The sequence below is a fragment of the Roseomonas sp. TS2 genome (genome assembly GCF_058833935.1).
Genome location: NZ_JCACVY010000002.1, coordinates 48,625 through 64,988, shown reverse-complemented (window position 1 = coordinate 64,988; position 16,364 = coordinate 48,625). Strand labels below are relative to the sequence as shown.

Here is a 16,364-nt window from a genome sequence, read left to right as displayed (position 1 = left end):
GCCAACTCGTCTCTCCCCGGTATCGCCCGTCAGATGCGCGTGGTGCGCAGGCGCAGCGCGTTGCCGATCACCGAGACCGAGCTCAGTGCCATGGCCAGGGCCGCAACGATGGGGCTGAGCAGCAGGCCCAGCACCGGGTAGAGCACGCCCGCCGCCAGCGGCACCCCGGCCGCGTTGTAGACGAAGGCAAAGAACAGGTTCTGCCGGATGTTGCGCATGACCGCGTGCGACAGGAGCCGCGCCCGCGCGATCCCCGCGAGGTCGCCCTTCACCAGCGTCACGCCCGCGCTCTGCATGGCAACGTCCGTCCCGGTGCCCATGGCGATGCCGACGTCGGCCTCCGCCAGCGCCGGGGCGTCGTTCACCCCGTCGCCCGCCATGGCGACGACCTTCCCCTTGGCGCGGAGCTCCCGGACGATGCGGTGCTTGTCCTCGGGCAGCACGTCGCCCTGGAACTCGTCGATGCCGAGCCTGCGGGCCACCGCCTCAGCCGTGGTGCGGTTGTCGCCCGTCAGCATGACGATGTGGATGCCGCTGGCGCGCAGGCTCTCCAGTGCTGCGGGCGTGCTCTGCTTGATGGGGTCGGCGACCGCGATGACGCCGCCCGGCGCGCCGTCCAAGGCCAGGAACAGCGCCGTGCCGCCCTCGCGCCGGAGCTCGTCGGCCTTGGCGGCGAGCTCGCCCAGTTCCACGCCCAGTTCCTGCATCAGCCGCGCGTTGCCCAGCGCGACCCGGCGCCCGCCCACGGTGCCGGTCACGCCCTTGCCGGTGACGGAGGCGAAGTCGGCGGGCTCGCCGAAGGCCACGCCACGCTCCCTGGCCGCCGCCACCACGGCGGCCGCCAGCGGGTGTTCGCTGGACCGTTCCAGGCTGGCGGCGAGCGGCAGCACCTCGGCCTCGGTCAGGCCCGGCGCAGGGACCACGGCCACCACCTTCGGTTTGCCCTCGGTGAGCGTGCCGGTCTTGTCCACCACCAGGGTGTCGACCTTCTCCATGCGCTCGAGCGCCTCGGCGTTCTTGATGAGCACGCCCGCGGACGCTCCCTTGCCGACGCCGACCATGATGCTCATGGGCGTGGCCAGGCCGAGCGCGCAGGGGCAGGCGATGATGAGCACGGAGACGGCGGCGATCAGCCCGTAGGAGAGCGCAGGCGACGGGCCCCACACCGCCCAAGCGACGAAGGCGATGACGGCGATGACGATGACCGCCGGGACGAACCAGCCCGCCACCGTGTCGGCCATGCGCTGGATGGGCGCCCGGCTGCGCTGTGCCTCGGCGACCATGGCGACGATGCGCGAAAGCATGGTGTCGGAGCCGACCTTGTCCGCCCGCATCACCAGGGCGCCGGTGCCGTTCACCGTGCCACCGATGACCTTGGACCCGGGCGCCTTCTCGACCGGCAGGGATTCGCCAGTGACCATGGACTCGTCCACGGCGCCGCTGCCCTCCAGCACCGCGCCGTCCACCGGCACGCTCTCGCCCGGCCGCACGCGCAGCCGGTCGCCTACATGCACCTCGGCCAGCGGGATCTCCTCGTCCTCGCCGTTTTCCTTCAGGCGCCGCGCCGTCTTGGGAGCCATGTTCAGCAGGGCGCGGATGGCGCCGCCGGTCTGCTCGCGGGCCCGCAGCTCGAGCACCTGGCCCAGCAGGACGAGCACGGTGATGACCGCGGCGGCCTCGAAGTAGACGGCGACCGTGCCGTCCATGCCGCGGAAGCCTTCCGGGAAGACGCCAGGCGCGAAGGTCGCGACCAGGCTGTAAAGGTAGGCGGCGCCGGTGCCGAGCGCGATCAGGCTGAACATGTTCAGGCTGCGGTTCGCGACGGACTGCCAGCCGCGCACGAAGAACGGCCAGCCTGCCCAAAGCACGACCGGCGTCCCGAGCAGGAACTGGACCCACACGGAGACCCTGGGCGGCACCAGGTGGTGGAGGCCGAGGCCCGGGATGTGCGCGCCCATCTCCAGGACGAGGATCGGCAGCGTCAGCACGAGGCCGACCCAGAACCGCCGCGTCATGTCGGCGAGTTCCGCGTTGGGAGCGGCCTCGGCCGTGACCTCCAGCGGCTCCAGGGCCATGCCGCAGATCGGGCAGTTGCCCGGCCCCTGCTGGCGGACCTCCGGGTGCATCGGACAGGTGTAAATGGCGGCCTTCTCCGCCGCCGTCGGCGCGGCTGCCTTCTCCGGCTTCAGGTACTTGCCGGGGTCGGCCTCGAACTTTGACTTGCATCCAGCCGAGCAGAAATGGAACGCGGCACCGCCATGGTTGGCGTGGTGCGGCGTCTTGGCCGGGTCGACGGACATGCCGCAGACCGGGTCACGAGCCTTCGCCTCCATGTCGTTCGCTGGCGTGTCCCCACCGTGGTGGGCGCCGTGACCGTGATAGTGGTGTTGATGCTCGTCCATCTGCGGGGTTCCTCCGCGGCTGCTGTGGCCGACACTCGTCTCATCTCGGACGTGGGGTCTCCCATTGTGGGAAGGTCAAGCGTGCAGCGGCATGTCGCGGCGCCTTGACCTTCCCACAGGGGCAAGCCCCACCTGTCATGCGGTCACTCGCGAGGAGAGCACGATGTACCGCTTCGACGTTCCCGGCATGAAGTGTGGCGGCTGCGCCAAGAAGGTGGAGCGCGCCGTCAAGGAGAAGGACGCCTTGGCGGAGTTCGCCGCCGATGTCGAGAACAGGCGTGTGACCGTGACCTCCTCCGTTCCCCAGGCGGAGTTCGCCGCCGCCATCCAGGAGGCGGGCTACGCCAATCAGGCAGCCGCCTGAGCCCGGGGCGGCATCGGCGATCCTTGCGGTAAACCTCCGCCGGTGCCGATGCCGTTCTGAGTCCGGCAGCCCCCGACGGCTACATGTGATGCCGGACATGCGGATTGCTCATCACCTCGGCCGTCTTCTCGCCGTAGTGGTGCCCGGGCTGGAGGTAGGCGACGCCGCCAGACTCTCCGCCGGTCGGAACCGGAACGCCGGGGACCGGGTGCGCGGCGCCGGGATCGAGGTAACGGATCCGCAGGTTCTCCCCGTTCCCGGCAACGGCGACACGCCCTCCACCCACGACATTCTCGTCATGGCCGGGCGGGTAGACCACGGCGAAGTTCTCGCCCCGCCCAACGACCTCGATGGGCCCGTTGGCGTGCGCCACCGTGGCGGAAGCGCCGATCGCCGCGTACAGGGAGAGGGCGAAAAGGGCGGATTGGAAGCGGGGTGTCATAGCGAGATCCTCAATCAGGTTTGCCGTTTCTCGTCCGGCACCTGAAGAGGATGGGCCGCCACTGTGTCCGCCCGCTTGCGCCATCTTATCAATAGATGTCAGCGGAACTGCACTGTGCTTCCGCGCGGGTGCGAGGCGGGGCGACCCAGGGGCACCCCGCCTCCATCCTGTCAGTGGTTCATCATCTGACAGTGCTGCATCATCTGCTGCATCTGCGGCGACAGCGAACCTTGCTGGGCCTTCGCCCGCATCTGCTGGCAGTGCTGCATCATCTGCTGCATGTTCATGCCGCCCATGCCGCCCATGTTGTGACCCTGCATGCCGGACATGTCGTGCCCGGGCATGGAGCCCATGCTGCCCTGGGCGCCCGAGGTGGCCGTGGCGGCGGACGAGCCCGGCAGGGTGCTCGGCGCCGGGGTCAGCGACATCTGCGACGAGGTCGGGGTCGTCGCCGTTGGGCCTCCGGGCTGCGCGCAGGCGGCGACGCCCAGCAGCAGCGTCGCGACCAGGGCGACCTTACCGATCGCTTTCGATGTGATGTGGACCATGTGTCCTCCTAGGAGTGGCAGGGGTTCTGTAGACGCCCTGGCCCGCTGTAGCGGGCCAGGGTAACGACGCTGCACGGCGTGTCGGGGTCCACGGACCGGAGCCGATGGCGCCATGCGCGGCGTTGATGAAGACAGGCTCTCGGAGGGCCTGCCGAAGGCGAAGGTGATGGCCGCTCTCACACGGCCTCCAAGCCGCGGAAGCGCATCCACGGCCGCCAGGCGCCGTCGCGCCCGAAGGCGACAACCTCGTAGGTCGAGGGCTCTGCCCCCGGCACCTCCATGCCCGGCACGCCGACCGGCATGGCGGGCACGGACAGTCCGGCAATGCCTTCCGGCCTCTCCTTGAGCAGTCGCCGGATGGCGACCGCAGGAACATGGCCCTCCAGGGCGTAGCGGCCGACCTTCCCCGCGTGGCAGGACATCAGGTCGGAAGGCGTTCCGAGCGCCTGCCGGTGCGGGCCGACGGCGTCCACCGCGTTGTCTGCCACCTCGAAGCCCTCGGCCCTCAGGTGCTCGACCCAGCCGCCGCAGCAGCCGCAGGTTCGGTCCCGCCACGCCTCCACCTTGGGCGGGCCGCCGCAAGCCGCGGGCAGCACGGCCAGGCCGAGCAGGCCAGTGGTGAGGCTTCGGCGTGTGGTCCAGGCGGGCATCATCATTCTCCTAGGCTGGCCTGGGCAGGCGGATGATGGCGCGCAGCCCTCCGTCCGCGAGGTTCTGAAGCGTCACCGAACCGCCGTGGCGGCCGATCGCCTGGCGCGCGATGGCCAGCCCGAGGCCGGAGCCGCCGGTGCCGCGGTTGCGGGATTCCTCGAGGCGGTAGAAGGGCTGGAAGACGCTTTCCAGCTGCTCCTCCGGCACCCCTGGCCCAATGTCGTCGACGTGGACCACGAGTTCTCGCCCCAGGTCGGACAGCACCACCCGGGCCGAGGTGCCGTACTTCACCGCGTTGTCGATGACGTTGGCGAAGGCGCGCTTGAGAGCGATGGCCCGGCAGGGGAGCCGCGCCTGCGGCGGCCCCTCGTAGGCCACCGACTTGCCCATGTCCTCCGCGTCGCCGCAGAGCGTCTGGAGCATCGCCGCGATGTCGGAGGACCGGACCTCCTCCTGCTCCTCGTCGCCCCGCAGATAGGCGAGCGTGGAGCCGATCATGGCGTCCATCTCATCGAGGTCGGCGTCGATCTGTTGCTGCACCTCGGCGTCGTCCAGGAAGCCCGCCCGCAGGCGCAGGCGCGCCAGGGGCGTCCTGAGGTCGTGGCTGACGGCCGCCAGCGCCTGAGTCCGGTCGGCGATGAGACGGTCGATGCGCGCCTGCATGCGGTTGAAGGCCTGCGCCGCCTGCCGGACCTCGCGGGGTCCTTCCTCGGGCACGGTGACCGTCTGGCCAGGCCTGCCGATGCGGTCGGCTGCGTTGGAGAGCTGCCGCAGCGGCCGCGCGATGAGGCGCACCACCAGCAGCCCCAGCACCAGGATGCCGACCGCCATCGCGGTCGTGGAGAGTAGCGTGGCGTGCTCCGGCTGCGCCTGCAGCGGATCGGCGTGGTACCAGAGGTGGCTGCCGTCCGGCAGGCCGACCGCGCCTTCCGCCTCCATGTGACCCGTGAGCGCGAGGTCCTGGGCGGCCATCGCGCCCGCCGCGCCGCCGGGTTGCCAGCGTACCTGGAAGCCCGGTGAGGACAGGGCCTGCGCCACGGCTTCCCGCGCGTCCGCTGGCACCATGCCAACGGCTCGGGCGGCGGCGGCGACACGCTCGGCGGTGACCTTCTGCTGCGTGCTCCCCAGCAGGATGTCGCTGCCGGTCTGGTGCAGCCACAGGCTGCCGACGTGGAAGGCCATCAGGCCGACCAGCAGTACCAGGATGATGCGGCCAGCCAGGGTACTGGGCAGCAGCCGCCTCATCGGCGAGCCACCGCGGGGACGAACATGTAGCCTGCACCCCGGACGGTCTTGATGATGGCAGGACTGTCCGGCAGCGGCTCCAGCTTGCGGCGGAGGCGGCTGACCATCACGTCCACCGAGCGGTCGATGCTGTCCGAGATGCGGTTGCGGGCGAGGTCCAGCAGCTGGTCCCGCGACAGGACGCGCTGCGGGTGCTCGCAGAAGGCCAGCAGCAGGTCGTACTCGCCGCTGGACAGGTCGACCGCCGAGCCGTCCGGCGCCGCCAGCTCGCGACGCCGGGTGTCGAGCACCCAGTCCGAGAACACCATGCGGTCGCCGGTCACCAGCCCCATCCGCGTGGCTCCGGCCTGCGCGCGCCGCAACACGGCCCGGATCCGGGCCAGCAGCTCCGGGCGGCTGAACGGCTTGGGAAGGTAGTCGTCGGCGCCGAGCTCCAGGCCCACCACCCGGTCGGCCTCCTCGCCACGGGCGGTCACCATGATGATCGGGACCTCCGACCTGGCGCGGATGGTCCGGCACAGGTCGAGGCCGGACTGGCCCGGCAACATCACGTCGAGCAGCACCAGGTCCACCGGCGACAGCGCCATGGTGTCCCACATCTCCGCACCGTTCCGCGCGCCCGTCACCCGGAACCCGTTCTGGCGCAGGAACTTGGCGATGAGCGTGCGCATCTCCCCGTCGTCCTCGACGACGAGGATGTGGGCCTCGAGGGGCAGCGGGTTGGCGGCACGCGCCTCCCGCTCGGCATCAGGATCGAGCGGCGGCACCGGTGACGACACCTAGCTTTGCCCACGCCTTCTCAGCCGAGCCAGAGGCGCATGCAGCCTTCGCTGCGAACTCGTTCATGTCGGCTTCTCCCACCAGATTAGGGCCACCATGCCCAGCCCAGTGTGGGAGGTGCACCGCACGGGGTAAACGCCAGGGCGCCCGAAGGTTACCGTCGCGATGGGGGCCGTGCGGAGCACCATGGCGGCCTCAGAAGAACAGCCGGATGCCGGTCAGGAAGGACCAGCCGCCCACGTCCTCGCCCTCGTTGCGGGCGTAGCGCGCTGTGTCGCCGAGCTTCCGCTCGTAGGAGACGCCGATATAGGGCGACACCTCGCGGGTGAACTCGTAGCGCAGCCGCAGACCTGCCTCGACGTCGTTGAAGCCGCTGCCGACCCCAAGCTCGGGCACCTTCTGAAGCGCAAGGTTGACCTCGACGTTGGGCTGAAGCACCAACCGCTGCGTGATGTAGGCGTCGTATGACACCTCGGCACGCGCCGACAGGTCGCCCTTCTCGCTGACGAAGCCCTGGACGTCCACCTCGAACATGCCGGGCGCCAGCCCCTGCAGGCCGATGACGCCGTAGAAGCGGTCCGGACGCGGGCGGATGTCGTAGCGGACACCGGCCTGGAAGTCCCAGTAGTAACCGATCAGGCGCGAGTAGAGCAGCTGGACCTCGGCGTCTTCGACCGTCCCATTCCGCGCCGTCTCGCCCTCGGTCTTCAGCCAGACGCGGTTGACGTCGCCGCCGTACCAGGCCTGCCCGTCCCAGCGACCGATGTTGGGGCCGTCCAACCCCCAGCCGTACTCGAGCTTCTCGAACAGCACCGCGCCGGTGAACACCTCATGGCTGAAGGGCGGCTCAGTGCTGTGCTGCATCGCCTGGGCGTATGCCGGTGCGGCCTGGAAGGCGCCCAGGGCCAGGACGGCCAGGGAAGCGGCGGCGGTCAGGATGCTCTTGGTCTTCATGGCGGTCACCGCGCCGAAGCCGACTGTCGCGATGCGACCACGGACACCTTGCGCATCATCCCGGTCTCCATGTGGTAGAGCATGTGGCAATGGAAGGCCCAGCCGCCGGGCGCATCGGCCTCGATGTCCACGTCGACCGTCGAGCCGGGTTTGATGTTGACCGTGTGCAGCAAGGGGTTCTCGGCTCCGTTGCCGACCTGCGGCATCATCCACATGCCGTGCAGGTGCATCGGGTGGTTCATCATGGTCTCGTTGACGAAGCGGAAGCGCGCCCGCTCGCCGAGGTGCAGCTGGATGGGCTGCGCCTGGCTGAAGCTGTTGCCGTTGATGGACCAGAAGTACCGCTCCATGTTGCCGGTCAGCCGGATCTCGATGATCCGGGTCGGCTCCCGGACCGGGTAGAGCGGCTTGGCGGCCCGGAGGTCGCGGTAGGACAGGACGCGGGCGCCCGGCGGGGCGCCGACGTCGTTCACCAGGGGATCCGGCATCGCCATGGCGCCGTGGTCCATGCCCCCCATCGCGGCGCCGCCCGCGGAACCGTAGTTCATGCCAGGCATACTGCTGTGGTCCATGCCTGCCATGTCGCCCGATGCGCCATGGTTCATCCCGGCCATGGACGAGTGGTCCATGCCAGCCATGTTTGCGTGGTTCATGCCGCCCATGGCGCCATGCTGCATGCCCTGGGAACCACCGGCGGGCATCTGCATGGCGGAATGGTCCATGCCCGCCATGCCTCCATGGTTCATGCCGCCCATGGAGCCGCCCTGCGTGCCCGCGGAGCCTCCGGCGGGCATCTGCATCGCGGAGTGGTCCATCCCACCCATGCCGCCCATCTCCATGGGCGCGACGTGGCCGGGAGCGTCCACCTCTGGCATCGGCGTGCCGCGGTCCAGGCCGCTCGGCCCGTAGTTCATGCCCATGTCGGCCATAGTCAGGACGGGGCGCGGGCGGTGCGGCGGCAGCGGCAGGGCGGGAAGGCCCTCCCGCGTGGCCAAGCTGAACTGCGCGAAGCCCTGGCGACCCATCGATTCCGCCAGCACCTGGTACTGGCGCCCGTCGCGCGGGCGGACCAGGACGTCGAAGGTCTCGGCCGGGGCGATGCGGAACTCGTCCACGGTGACGGGGCGCACGTTGAGGCCGTGAGCCTGGATAACGGTCATCTCGAGACCGGGGATGCGCACGTCGAAGTGCGTCATGGCGCCGCTGTTGATGAAGCGCAGGCGCACCGTCTCGCCCGGTCGGAACGGCGCGGTGAAGTTCTGTGCCGGGGTGTGGCCGTTGACTAGGTAGGTGTAGCCGCCGACATCCTCGATGTCAGTCGGGTCCATCCGCATGTCGCCCCACATGATGCGGTCGGAGACGATGGCCGAGCGCGCGGCGCCATCCGGCGCCCGGCGGAGCTCCCCGATCAGGCTGGCCAGGGTGCGCTTGTTGTAGTTGTAGTAGCCGGGGTCGCGTTTCAGGTTGGCGATAACGTGGCTCGGCGTCTCATCCGTCCAGTCTGACAACTGGATGATGTAATCGCGGTCGTAGCCGAAAGGCTGCGGCGTCGCAGGATCGATAACGATGGAGCCGTAGATCCCGGACTGTTCCTGCACGCCCGAATGGCTGTGGTACCAGTAGGTCCCGGCCTGGACGAGCGGGAAGCGGTACTGGTGCGTCCCTCCCGCATCGATGCCCTGGAAGCCGTCGCTGATGCCCGGCACGCCGTCCTGGCTGCTCGGCAGGATCAGGCCGTGCCAGTGGATCGAGGTGTGCTCGCGCAGTTGGTTGGTGACGTTGATCACCACCTCCTCGCCCTCGCGGAAGCGCAGGACGGGACCCGGGATCTGCCCGTTGATGGCCATGGCCGGGCGGCGGCGCCCGGTGATGTTGGCCGTGACGTGGGACAGGTTCAGGTTGAACTCGCGCGGCATCGCCCGCCCGACGGCGGGCTGCGCCAGGGCGGCGGGCGCCGCCGGGAACGCCAGGGCGGCGACCCCGAGGCCCAGCGCCTGCCGCCTACTCAGCTTGTTGTTGGTCATCGTTCGATCCTTGGCCGCGATCGGCGCGGCATGGCCCTGCTGGACGCTCAGCGCGAGAAGACGACGTTGCCCACCATGCCGGACTCGTAGTGGCCCGGGATGTTGCAGGCGAACTCGAGTTCGGTGGCCTTGGTGAACTTGAAGATCATCTCCTCGGTCTTGCCGGGATTCACCAAGACGGCGTTCGGGTCGTCGTGGCTCATCGTCGCGGCACCGTGCTTCATACCGCCGTGGCCCATGGCGCCATGGTTCATGCCCGGCATGTTGGAGTGGTCCATGCCAGCCATGGCGTCCTTGCTGGTCGCCGACATCATGCCGCTGTCGAACATGGCCTGCATCTCGCGCTGGTGCTGCCGGTGCATGGCGGCGGTGCCGATGTTGAACTCGTGCAGGAGCTCGCCCGCATTGCGCACCCGGAAGCGGACGGTCTCCCCGGCCCGGACCTGGATGCGCTGCGTCTGGTAGCTGTTGTCGCGCATGACGATGTCGACCGTCCGCTTGGCGTCCACGGCGCGGCCGCGGGTGCCGAACTCCTGGTAGGATTGGTCTGCGGCGGCGGGCCGGGTCTGGGCCGCGACGGCGAGAAGGGCCAGGGCGGCGGCCGCGACGGAGGTGACAAGGCGCATCTCTGGGCTTCCCCGGTCTGTGCAGGCGCGGGAAAGGCAAGGCCCACGCTCGATGTGACGGGGGTCAGGATGGCGGCCGAGTGCGAGCCGAAGATTGCCCGAATATGACAAGATATTTCAGGCCGCGTTGGCGAGCGAGGTGCGCGTCTGAGCGGCTGCCTACGCCCCCCCCTCCGGTAGGCGCTGAAAAATCGAGATAAATCAACAGGTCGGGCTTGATGCGGACTGTGTCCCGAGATGGTCACGGCGGCCGGTATACCAGCCGTCGAACAATCAATGTTGAATAGGGTACCCCCCTACCGTATTCCGTGACCATGACCCACACCATCCACGAGAAACAGAAGCTCCTCGGCCGGGTGCGGCGCATCAAGGGCCAGGTCGAGGCGATCGAGCGCGCCCTGGACAGCGAGGCGGGCTGCGAGCGGGTGATGCAGCTTATTGCGGCCGTCCGCGGTGCCACGGCCGGGCTGATGGCCGAGGTGGTCGAGGACCACGTCCTGCATCACCTGGTCGACCCGGAGAAGCACCCCGGTGCCCTCAACGAAGACGCCGCCGAGCAACTGCTCGACCTCGTCCGCACCTACCTGAAGTGACGACCGGCCCGTGACCTCCTTTTCCGAGCTGCTCCAGCAGGGGGCGGCCCATGCCTGGCTCTTTATCCCCTCCGCCATCCTGCTCGGCGCCCTGCATGGGCTGGAGCCCGGGCATTCCAAGACCATGATGGCCGCCTTCATCGTGGCCATCCGGGGCAGCGTGCCGCAGGCGGTGCTGCTCGGCCTTTCGGCGGCGCTGTCCCATACGCTTGTTGTCTGGGCGGTTGCCCTTGTCGGCCTGCACTATGCCAGCAGCTTCGATGTCGAAACCTCCGAGCCCTATTTCCAGCTTGCCTCGGCCGTGATCGTGGTCGGCGTCGCGGCCTGGATGCTGTGGCGCACCTGGCGCGACCAGCACCCGGACCACGACCATCACCACGACCATCACCACGACCATCACGGCGGCGACGAGGTCCGGCGCATCGACACCGGCCACGGCGTCATGGCGCTGGAGGTGTTCGAGGACGGCGGGCCGCCCCGCTGGCGCGTCCGCTTCGAGGGCGGCCACGGCTGGAAGGCCCGCGAGGTGACGGTGGAGACCATCCGCCCGGACGGCGCCCGGCAGGCCTTCGCCTTCGCCGACCGCGGCGGCTACCTCGAATCCCTCGAGGAAATCCCGGAGCCGCATGCCTTCGAGGCACGGGTGCGTCTGGCCCATGGCGGGCACGCCCACGAATACGACCTCGCGTTCCAAGAGCATGATCACGGGCATGACCACGATCACAGCCATGAAGGGCTGGACGTGTCGTCGCCCGGCTTCCAGGACGCGCATGAGCGCGCGCATGCCGAGGATATCCGGCGCCGCTTCACCAACCGCTCTGTGACCACCTGGCAGATCATGCTCTTCGGCCTGACCGGCGGCCTTATTCCCTGCCCAGCGGCCATCACCGTCCTGCTGCTCTGCCTGCAGCTGCAGCAGTTCAGCCTGGGCGCCACCCTGGTGCTGTGCTTCTCGGTCGGCCTTGCCGTGGTGATGGTCTCGGTCGGCGTGGCGGCGGCCATCGGCATGCGCCACGCCGAGCGCCGCTGGTCCGGCCTGTTCGACCGTGTGGCCCGGCGGGCGCCCTACGTCTCGGCGGCGCTGATCCTGCTGGTCGGTCTCTACATCGGCTGGAGCGGCTGGTCGGCCCTGCCGCCCGGCACCCTGTAGGGACGAGCGGACTTCGGTTCGCCCCCCATCGCTGCGGCTCAAGAACGGACGACATCGCCGCTGCGAGCGGCCTTGAGCGGCGGCCTCCTGCGAAGGGCGGAAGGAGGCAACTCCCTCCGCCCCTTACCGCCTTTCGCCGGGCGCGGGACCCTTGCCACGTTTATTGGCTGGCCTGCCGTCCAACTCTGTTTCTTCCGGTGGGCGGACGGAGCGGAAGCTGCGCAACAGGGCAAGGTCGTAGATGATCTTGAGTGTGCCCGCGCAGACGAGGGGCCACCCGAACGGGCTCGTGGCCAGCATCCATCCTGCCAGCGCCGGTGAGAGCGAGGCCGCGAGGCTGCGCGGCACGGCGGTGACACTCGCCGCGGCAGGCCGCTCCGCCGGTTCGACGACCGCCATGACGTAGGAGGACCGGGTCGGCACGTCCATCTGGGACAGCAGGCTGCGGAGTACGAGCAGCACGACGGCGACCGAGAGCGTCGGCGCCAAGGCTGCCAGCACCAGGAAGACGCTGGAAGGCAGATGCGTGAACACCATGGTGTTGATCAGCCCGAAACGCTCCGCCAGCCGGGCGGCGACAAAGTAGGACAGCGCAGAGCAGATGCCGGTCACGAAGAAGATCGCGCCCGTCGTCGCCACGGACAGGCCGAAGCGCTCGAACAGCCACAGGGCGAGCAGTGAGTTCACGATGAAGCCGCCGCCGAAGGCGTCCACGGAGAACAACGCGGCGAGGCCGTAGACCCGCCTGCGCGATGGCCCCAGCGCCGCCCGCGGCGGAACCTCGGTGGAGCGCACCTCCGGGAGGCCCGTGTAGACCAGCAGGGTGGCCAGGCCGATCGCACCGTAAAGCAGGAACAGGGCACCGCCCACGTCGACGCCGGGCAGAAGCCGCTCGAGCCAGTCGAGGGCGCCGATAGCCAAGGCTCCCACTGCCGCCCCGATGGACCCGACGAAGCTGTAGCGCGCGAAGACATCCGTGCGCTCCCGATCCTCCACGGACTGAGCGATGATGGTGTGCTCCATGGGCAGGAAGACGCTGACGTCGCCACCCGAGGGATTGATGGTCCCGACGAAGGCCACGAGCAGCAGCGGCCAGAAGTCGCGGAGGACGCCGAACCCAAGGCCGGTCGCCGCCATCAGCAGGGCGGCGGCGAGCAGTCCCTGGCGCAGGCGCAGGCGATGACCGACGGCGCCGAAGGCCAGCGTCAGCAGCGCCGACCCCAGGAGGGTGCTGGTGGCGACCAACCCGACCTCGGTCGGGCCGTAACCCAACCGACCGAGGTGCACCGGCAGCAGGATGGCGACGTAGCCGTCGCCGAACGCCCGCAAGCCGCGCGCGGCCAGGACGCGGCAGATCAACCCGTCGCGGGCCGCCGCCCCTGCGTCTGATGACGAACCTGCCGCTCCTGACATCGGAACTCCTCTCGTGGTCAGCCAAGGCGCCATGAGCCGGTCAGCGCAGCGGCTGGACTTCGAAGGCGTCGAAGTGGGTCACGCTGTCGGCCTTGGTCCACAGCCCAACCCGACCCGCCTCCGCGAAGGTCTTGTCCATCGCGGTGAAGAGTTCGCGGTCGTCCAGCGAAACCACCAGCCGGTCGCCTTTGATCCGCAGGCCGAGCGCCTGCCAGCGGTCGCGCGGCACCCGGGTGTCCACGCCCGCGAACTGGATGCGGTGCCCGTCCGCCACGCGGTAGAGGCGGACGTTGTTCTCCAGCGCGTTGGCCCGGGCGACGTAGTAGTTCCGCGCGTCGCGTAGGCGGACCACCAGTCCGGCCGCCTGGTCGACGGTGCCGGAGACCGGCCGGAAGCGCACGGAGACGGCCACGTCGCGCGCCGTCACGTCGTCCAGGATGGCGAGCGGGAACCGATTGTCGGTGCGGTCCCTGCTGGTTTCGGCCAGCACCTTCGGTCCGGCCGGGGAGGACGGGTCCCCCAGCACGGTCCACCGAACCGGGGCGCCTCCGCCGGTGAGCGCGAAGGAGAAACCCCGAGGCGCCGTGCCGACCGCCGCGTCCTCGAAGTCGACGCGCCGCGGCTCGCCTTCGGCAGCAGCAGGGCGAGCCGCCGGTGCCAAGCCAGCCGCGGCGAGGAGCACGGGTCGCCTGCCCAGCAACGGGGGATGAGATCGCATGACCGCCACCTACCCAGCGGGGCGATCGTGCGAGGCCAGTCCGGCGAGGGCTGACCGGAGGGTACCGTGTGCCATGGCCATCTCTCTTCTTTGTTCGGACCGAGAGGCCCTGGGCCTCAGCCGATGGCGAGCCTCGCCACCAGCCCGACAGTCGCGGTGATGCCGAGGGTCTTCAGCAGGCCCAGCTTGAAGCCGAACAGGCAGGCGGCGGCGAGCGCGGCGAGGCCCAGCGCAAGCGGATCCAGGCTTCCCGGCAGCGGCAGGTCCAGCGCCGCAGGCCCGAACTCCACCTGCCGGACGTCGGCGAACAGCACCCGCAGCCCGAACCAGAGCGCCAGGTTGGCGATCACGCCCACCACGGCCGCGGTGACGGCAGCCATGGCGCCGGTGAGTTTGCGGTTGGCGTGCAGCCGCTCGACGAACGGCGCGCCGAGGAAGATGAAGGCGAAGCAGGGCGCGAAGGTGATCCAGACCGTGAGCACTGAGGCCATGATGCCCCAGGCCAGCCCACCCTGGCCGAACCCGGCCATGAAGCCGACGAACTGCAGCACCAGGATGAGCGGCCCGGGCGTGGTTTCGGCAAGGCCGAGGCCGACCAGCATCTGGTCCGAGGTCAGCCAGCCATAACCTTCCACCGCCTGCTGGGCGACGTAAGCCAGCACGGCGTAGGCGCCGCCCACGGTCACCACCGCCATCTTGGAGAAGAACCACGCGACGTCCGCGAACACCCCGGCCCCGGTCGCCATGAGCACGGCGACTGGCAGCAGCCACAGCGCCACGGCCACCCAGCCCGCACGCCATGCGCTGGCCGCCAGCCGGGCGGGACGGCCAGGATCCGCCGCCAGCACCGCGTCCAGCAGCGCAGGCGGACCTTCCTTGGCCGCGCCGTGGCTGCCGCCCTTGAACGCTCCGGGCGCGAAGTAGCCGGTCAGCGCCGCCGCCAGCACCACGGCGGGGAACGGCACGCCGAAGACATAGAGCGCCACGAAGGCCGCTGCCGCCAAAGCCCAGGCGCTGGCGGTTTTCAGGGCCCGTCGTGCGACCCGCAGCAGCGCCTCGACCACCAGCACCAGCACGGCGCACTTCAGGCCGAAGAACAGCGCGGCGACGGCGGGCACCTCGCCCACAGTGGCGTAGAGGATCGAGAGGCCGAGCATCACGGCCATGCCCGGCAGCACGAACAGCATCCCAGCAGCGACGCCGCCGCGCACCCCGTGCAGCAGCCAGCCAAGGTAGGTGGCGAGTTGCTGCGCCTCCGGCCCGGGCAGCAGGGTGCAGAAGTTCAGCGCGTGCAGGAAGCGCGCGTCGGAGACCCAGCGGCGCTCGTCCACCACCTCCCGGTGCAGCAGGGCGATCTGTCCCGCCGGGCCGCCGAAGGAGAGCAGCCCGATCTTCAGCCAGATCCGGAACGCCTCCGCAAAGGAAGGAAGCTTCGCGTAGTCTTCGGACGCTGGCGCCAAGACTGGACGGAACTTCTCGTCGGTGGCGTCATTCATCACTCCGTTCTCCCTGTGCCACCTGTCGTCCCCGCAGGCCAGTTGTGCGTCTCCATGACGGCGTCACGGCTCCAGCGGTAGAAGGCGTCGTAGAGGTCCATGCCCGCCGCGAGTTGGGCCAAGTCGTCGCGGTGCATCCGCGACAGGCCCAGGGAGGCCGCGAGCAGCCCCGCCGCCTGCGGCGCCAAGTCGGGCCGGGCGGTGTCGGCGCCGCGGACGATCTCAGCCAGCCGCAGCATCGGCTCCGAGGCCAAGCCGAACTCCTGGACCATGGTGTCGAAGGTGCAGTGCTCGCCGCGATGGCTCCAGAACACCCCCTCGACGTCGAACGGCGCGGCGCCGAAGCGCTCGGCCACGGCCCCGACCTCGGACGGCGCGACGAACAGGAAGACGGCGGACGGGTCCACGAAGCGCCGGATCAGCCAGGGGCAGGCGATACGGTCGACCTTGGGCCGGGCGCGGGTCACCCAGACGGTGCGCCGCTGCGCGTCGCGCGGAGGCAGCCGGTCAGGGCACACCAGCAGGTGGCCCTCGGCCGCCCACGCCTCAAAGCCGCCCTCGAGCACCTCGGCCCGGGCGCCGCCGTGCCGCAGCCAGGCGGCGACGCCCTGGCTGAGCTTGAGCCCGCGTTGGCAGACGACCACCACGTGCCGCCCGGCGTGGTCGGCCATCCAGGCGGTCACGTCGCGGTGGTCGCGCCGGAAGGAGGCCGGGAGCAGGCGCGGGTCCGCCGCGTGGTCCTCCTCGGTTCGGACATCGAGCAGGACCGGGGCGTCGGGCAGGCCGACGAGCCGGGCGAGCTGTGTGGTGGTGATGGTGTCGGGCGCAGGCATGGGCGTCCCCTCCATAGATGTGGAGTGCCGGACGCGATGCTTCGGCCGAAGCCTCACGGGGTGATCGCGGATGTCCCCTTGCGGTGCAGGATGCTGAGGGTGCCCGCGGTCTGTCAAGAACATCC

Annotated in this window: 16 protein-coding genes; 3 read left to right on the top strand and 13 right to left on the bottom strand. The window is 69.9% G+C overall.

The window, feature by feature from the left end; all coding sequences use genetic code 11:
- Positions 1–29: 29 nt before the first annotated feature.
- Positions 30–2,402, bottom strand: coding sequence for a heavy metal translocating P-type ATPase (locus ACZJYS_RS00870; RefSeq protein ID WP_493175203.1), 2,373 nt, complete (start codon positions 2,400–2,402; stop codon positions 30–32).
- A 163-nt stretch (positions 2,403–2,565) separates the two neighbouring features.
- On the opposite strand from ACZJYS_RS00870, the gene ACZJYS_RS00865 reads away from it, so the two are divergent.
- Entirely contained in the window at positions 2,566–2,766 is a 201-nt protein-coding gene (locus ACZJYS_RS00865; protein WP_493175201.1) for a heavy-metal-associated domain-containing protein, read from the top strand.
- Positions 2,767–2,845: 79 nt separating this feature from the next.
- Here the strand turns inward: ACZJYS_RS00865 and ACZJYS_RS00860 are convergent, their stop codons facing one another.
- The 8 genes from ACZJYS_RS00860 to ACZJYS_RS00825 form a co-directional block, all read right to left on the bottom strand.
- The gene (locus ACZJYS_RS00860) at positions 2,846–3,208 is read right to left on the bottom strand and encodes a hypothetical protein (protein ID WP_493175199.1); all 363 of its coding nucleotides are present in this window, start codon (positions 3,206–3,208) and stop codon (positions 2,846–2,848) included.
- 170 nt (positions 3,209–3,378) lie between these two features.
- Entirely contained in the window at positions 3,379–3,756 is a 378-nt protein-coding gene (locus tag ACZJYS_RS00855) for a hypothetical protein (RefSeq protein WP_493175197.1), read from the bottom strand.
- A gap of 176 nt (positions 3,757–3,932) precedes the next feature.
- Positions 3,933–4,406 carry a DUF411 domain-containing protein gene (locus ACZJYS_RS00850; RefSeq protein WP_493175194.1) on the bottom strand — a complete coding sequence of 158 codons (474 nt, stop codon included), beginning with the start codon at positions 4,404–4,406 and terminating at the stop codon, positions 3,933–3,935.
- 10 nt (positions 4,407–4,416) lie between these two features.
- Positions 4,417–5,652, bottom strand: a complete 1,236-nt coding sequence (locus ACZJYS_RS00845; protein ID WP_493175192.1) for an ATP-binding protein — start codon at positions 5,650–5,652, stop codon at positions 4,417–4,419.
- Positions 5,649–6,419, bottom strand: a complete 771-nt coding sequence (locus ACZJYS_RS00840; protein WP_493175287.1) for a response regulator — start codon at positions 6,417–6,419, stop codon at positions 5,649–5,651. Before ACZJYS_RS00840 ends, ACZJYS_RS00845 begins: the two co-directional genes overlap by 4 nt.
- 208 nt (positions 6,420–6,627) lie before the next feature.
- Positions 6,628–7,386 carry a copper resistance protein B gene (locus ACZJYS_RS00835; protein ID WP_493175190.1) on the bottom strand — a complete coding sequence of 253 codons (759 nt, stop codon included), beginning with the start codon at positions 7,384–7,386 and terminating at the stop codon, positions 6,628–6,630.
- A 5-nt stretch (positions 7,387–7,391) separates the two neighbouring features.
- Entirely contained in the window at positions 7,392–9,410 is a 2,019-nt protein-coding gene (locus ACZJYS_RS00830) for a copper resistance system multicopper oxidase (RefSeq protein WP_493175188.1), read from the bottom strand.
- 47 nt (positions 9,411–9,457) lie between these two features.
- Positions 9,458–10,036 (bottom strand): cupredoxin domain-containing protein, encoded by a 579-nt coding sequence (locus ACZJYS_RS00825; protein WP_493175187.1) that lies wholly within the window; start codon positions 10,034–10,036, stop codon positions 9,458–9,460.
- A 314-nt stretch (positions 10,037–10,350) separates the two neighbouring features.
- Between ACZJYS_RS00825 and ACZJYS_RS00820 the strand changes: the two genes are divergently transcribed.
- Together ACZJYS_RS00820 and ACZJYS_RS00815 are read left to right on the top strand one after the other, a co-directional pair.
- Positions 10,351–10,629 carry a metal/formaldehyde-sensitive transcriptional repressor gene (locus ACZJYS_RS00820; RefSeq protein ID WP_493175185.1) on the top strand — a complete coding sequence of 93 codons (279 nt, stop codon included), beginning with the start codon at positions 10,351–10,353 and terminating at the stop codon, positions 10,627–10,629.
- A gap of 10 nt (positions 10,630–10,639) precedes the next feature.
- The gene (locus ACZJYS_RS00815) at positions 10,640–11,779 is read left to right on the top strand and encodes a nickel/cobalt efflux transporter (protein ID WP_493175183.1); all 1,140 of its coding nucleotides are present in this window, start codon (positions 10,640–10,642) and stop codon (positions 11,777–11,779) included.
- Between the two features lie 123 nt (positions 11,780–11,902).
- On the opposite strand, the gene ACZJYS_RS00810 is transcribed toward ACZJYS_RS00815, so the two are convergent.
- From ACZJYS_RS00810 to ACZJYS_RS00795, 4 genes are all read right to left on the bottom strand, one after another.
- A complete protein-coding gene (locus tag ACZJYS_RS00810) occupies positions 11,903–13,138 on the bottom strand; it encodes an MFS transporter (RefSeq protein WP_493175181.1) in 1,236 nt (411 codons plus the stop codon).
- Between the two features lie 94 nt (positions 13,139–13,232).
- Entirely contained in the window at positions 13,233–13,874 is a 642-nt protein-coding gene (locus ACZJYS_RS00805) for a hypothetical protein (protein WP_493175179.1), read from the bottom strand.
- 152 nt (positions 13,875–14,026) lie between these two features.
- A complete protein-coding gene (chrA, locus tag ACZJYS_RS00800; RefSeq protein WP_493175177.1) occupies positions 14,027–15,406 on the bottom strand; it encodes a chromate efflux transporter in 1,380 nt (459 codons plus the stop codon).
- Positions 15,406–16,239, bottom strand: coding sequence for a chromate resistance protein ChrB domain-containing protein (locus tag ACZJYS_RS00795; RefSeq protein WP_493175175.1), 834 nt, complete (start codon positions 16,237–16,239; stop codon positions 15,406–15,408). The genes chrA and ACZJYS_RS00795 overlap by 1 nt, the downstream gene beginning before the upstream one ends.
- Positions 16,240–16,364: the final 125 nt, after the last annotated feature.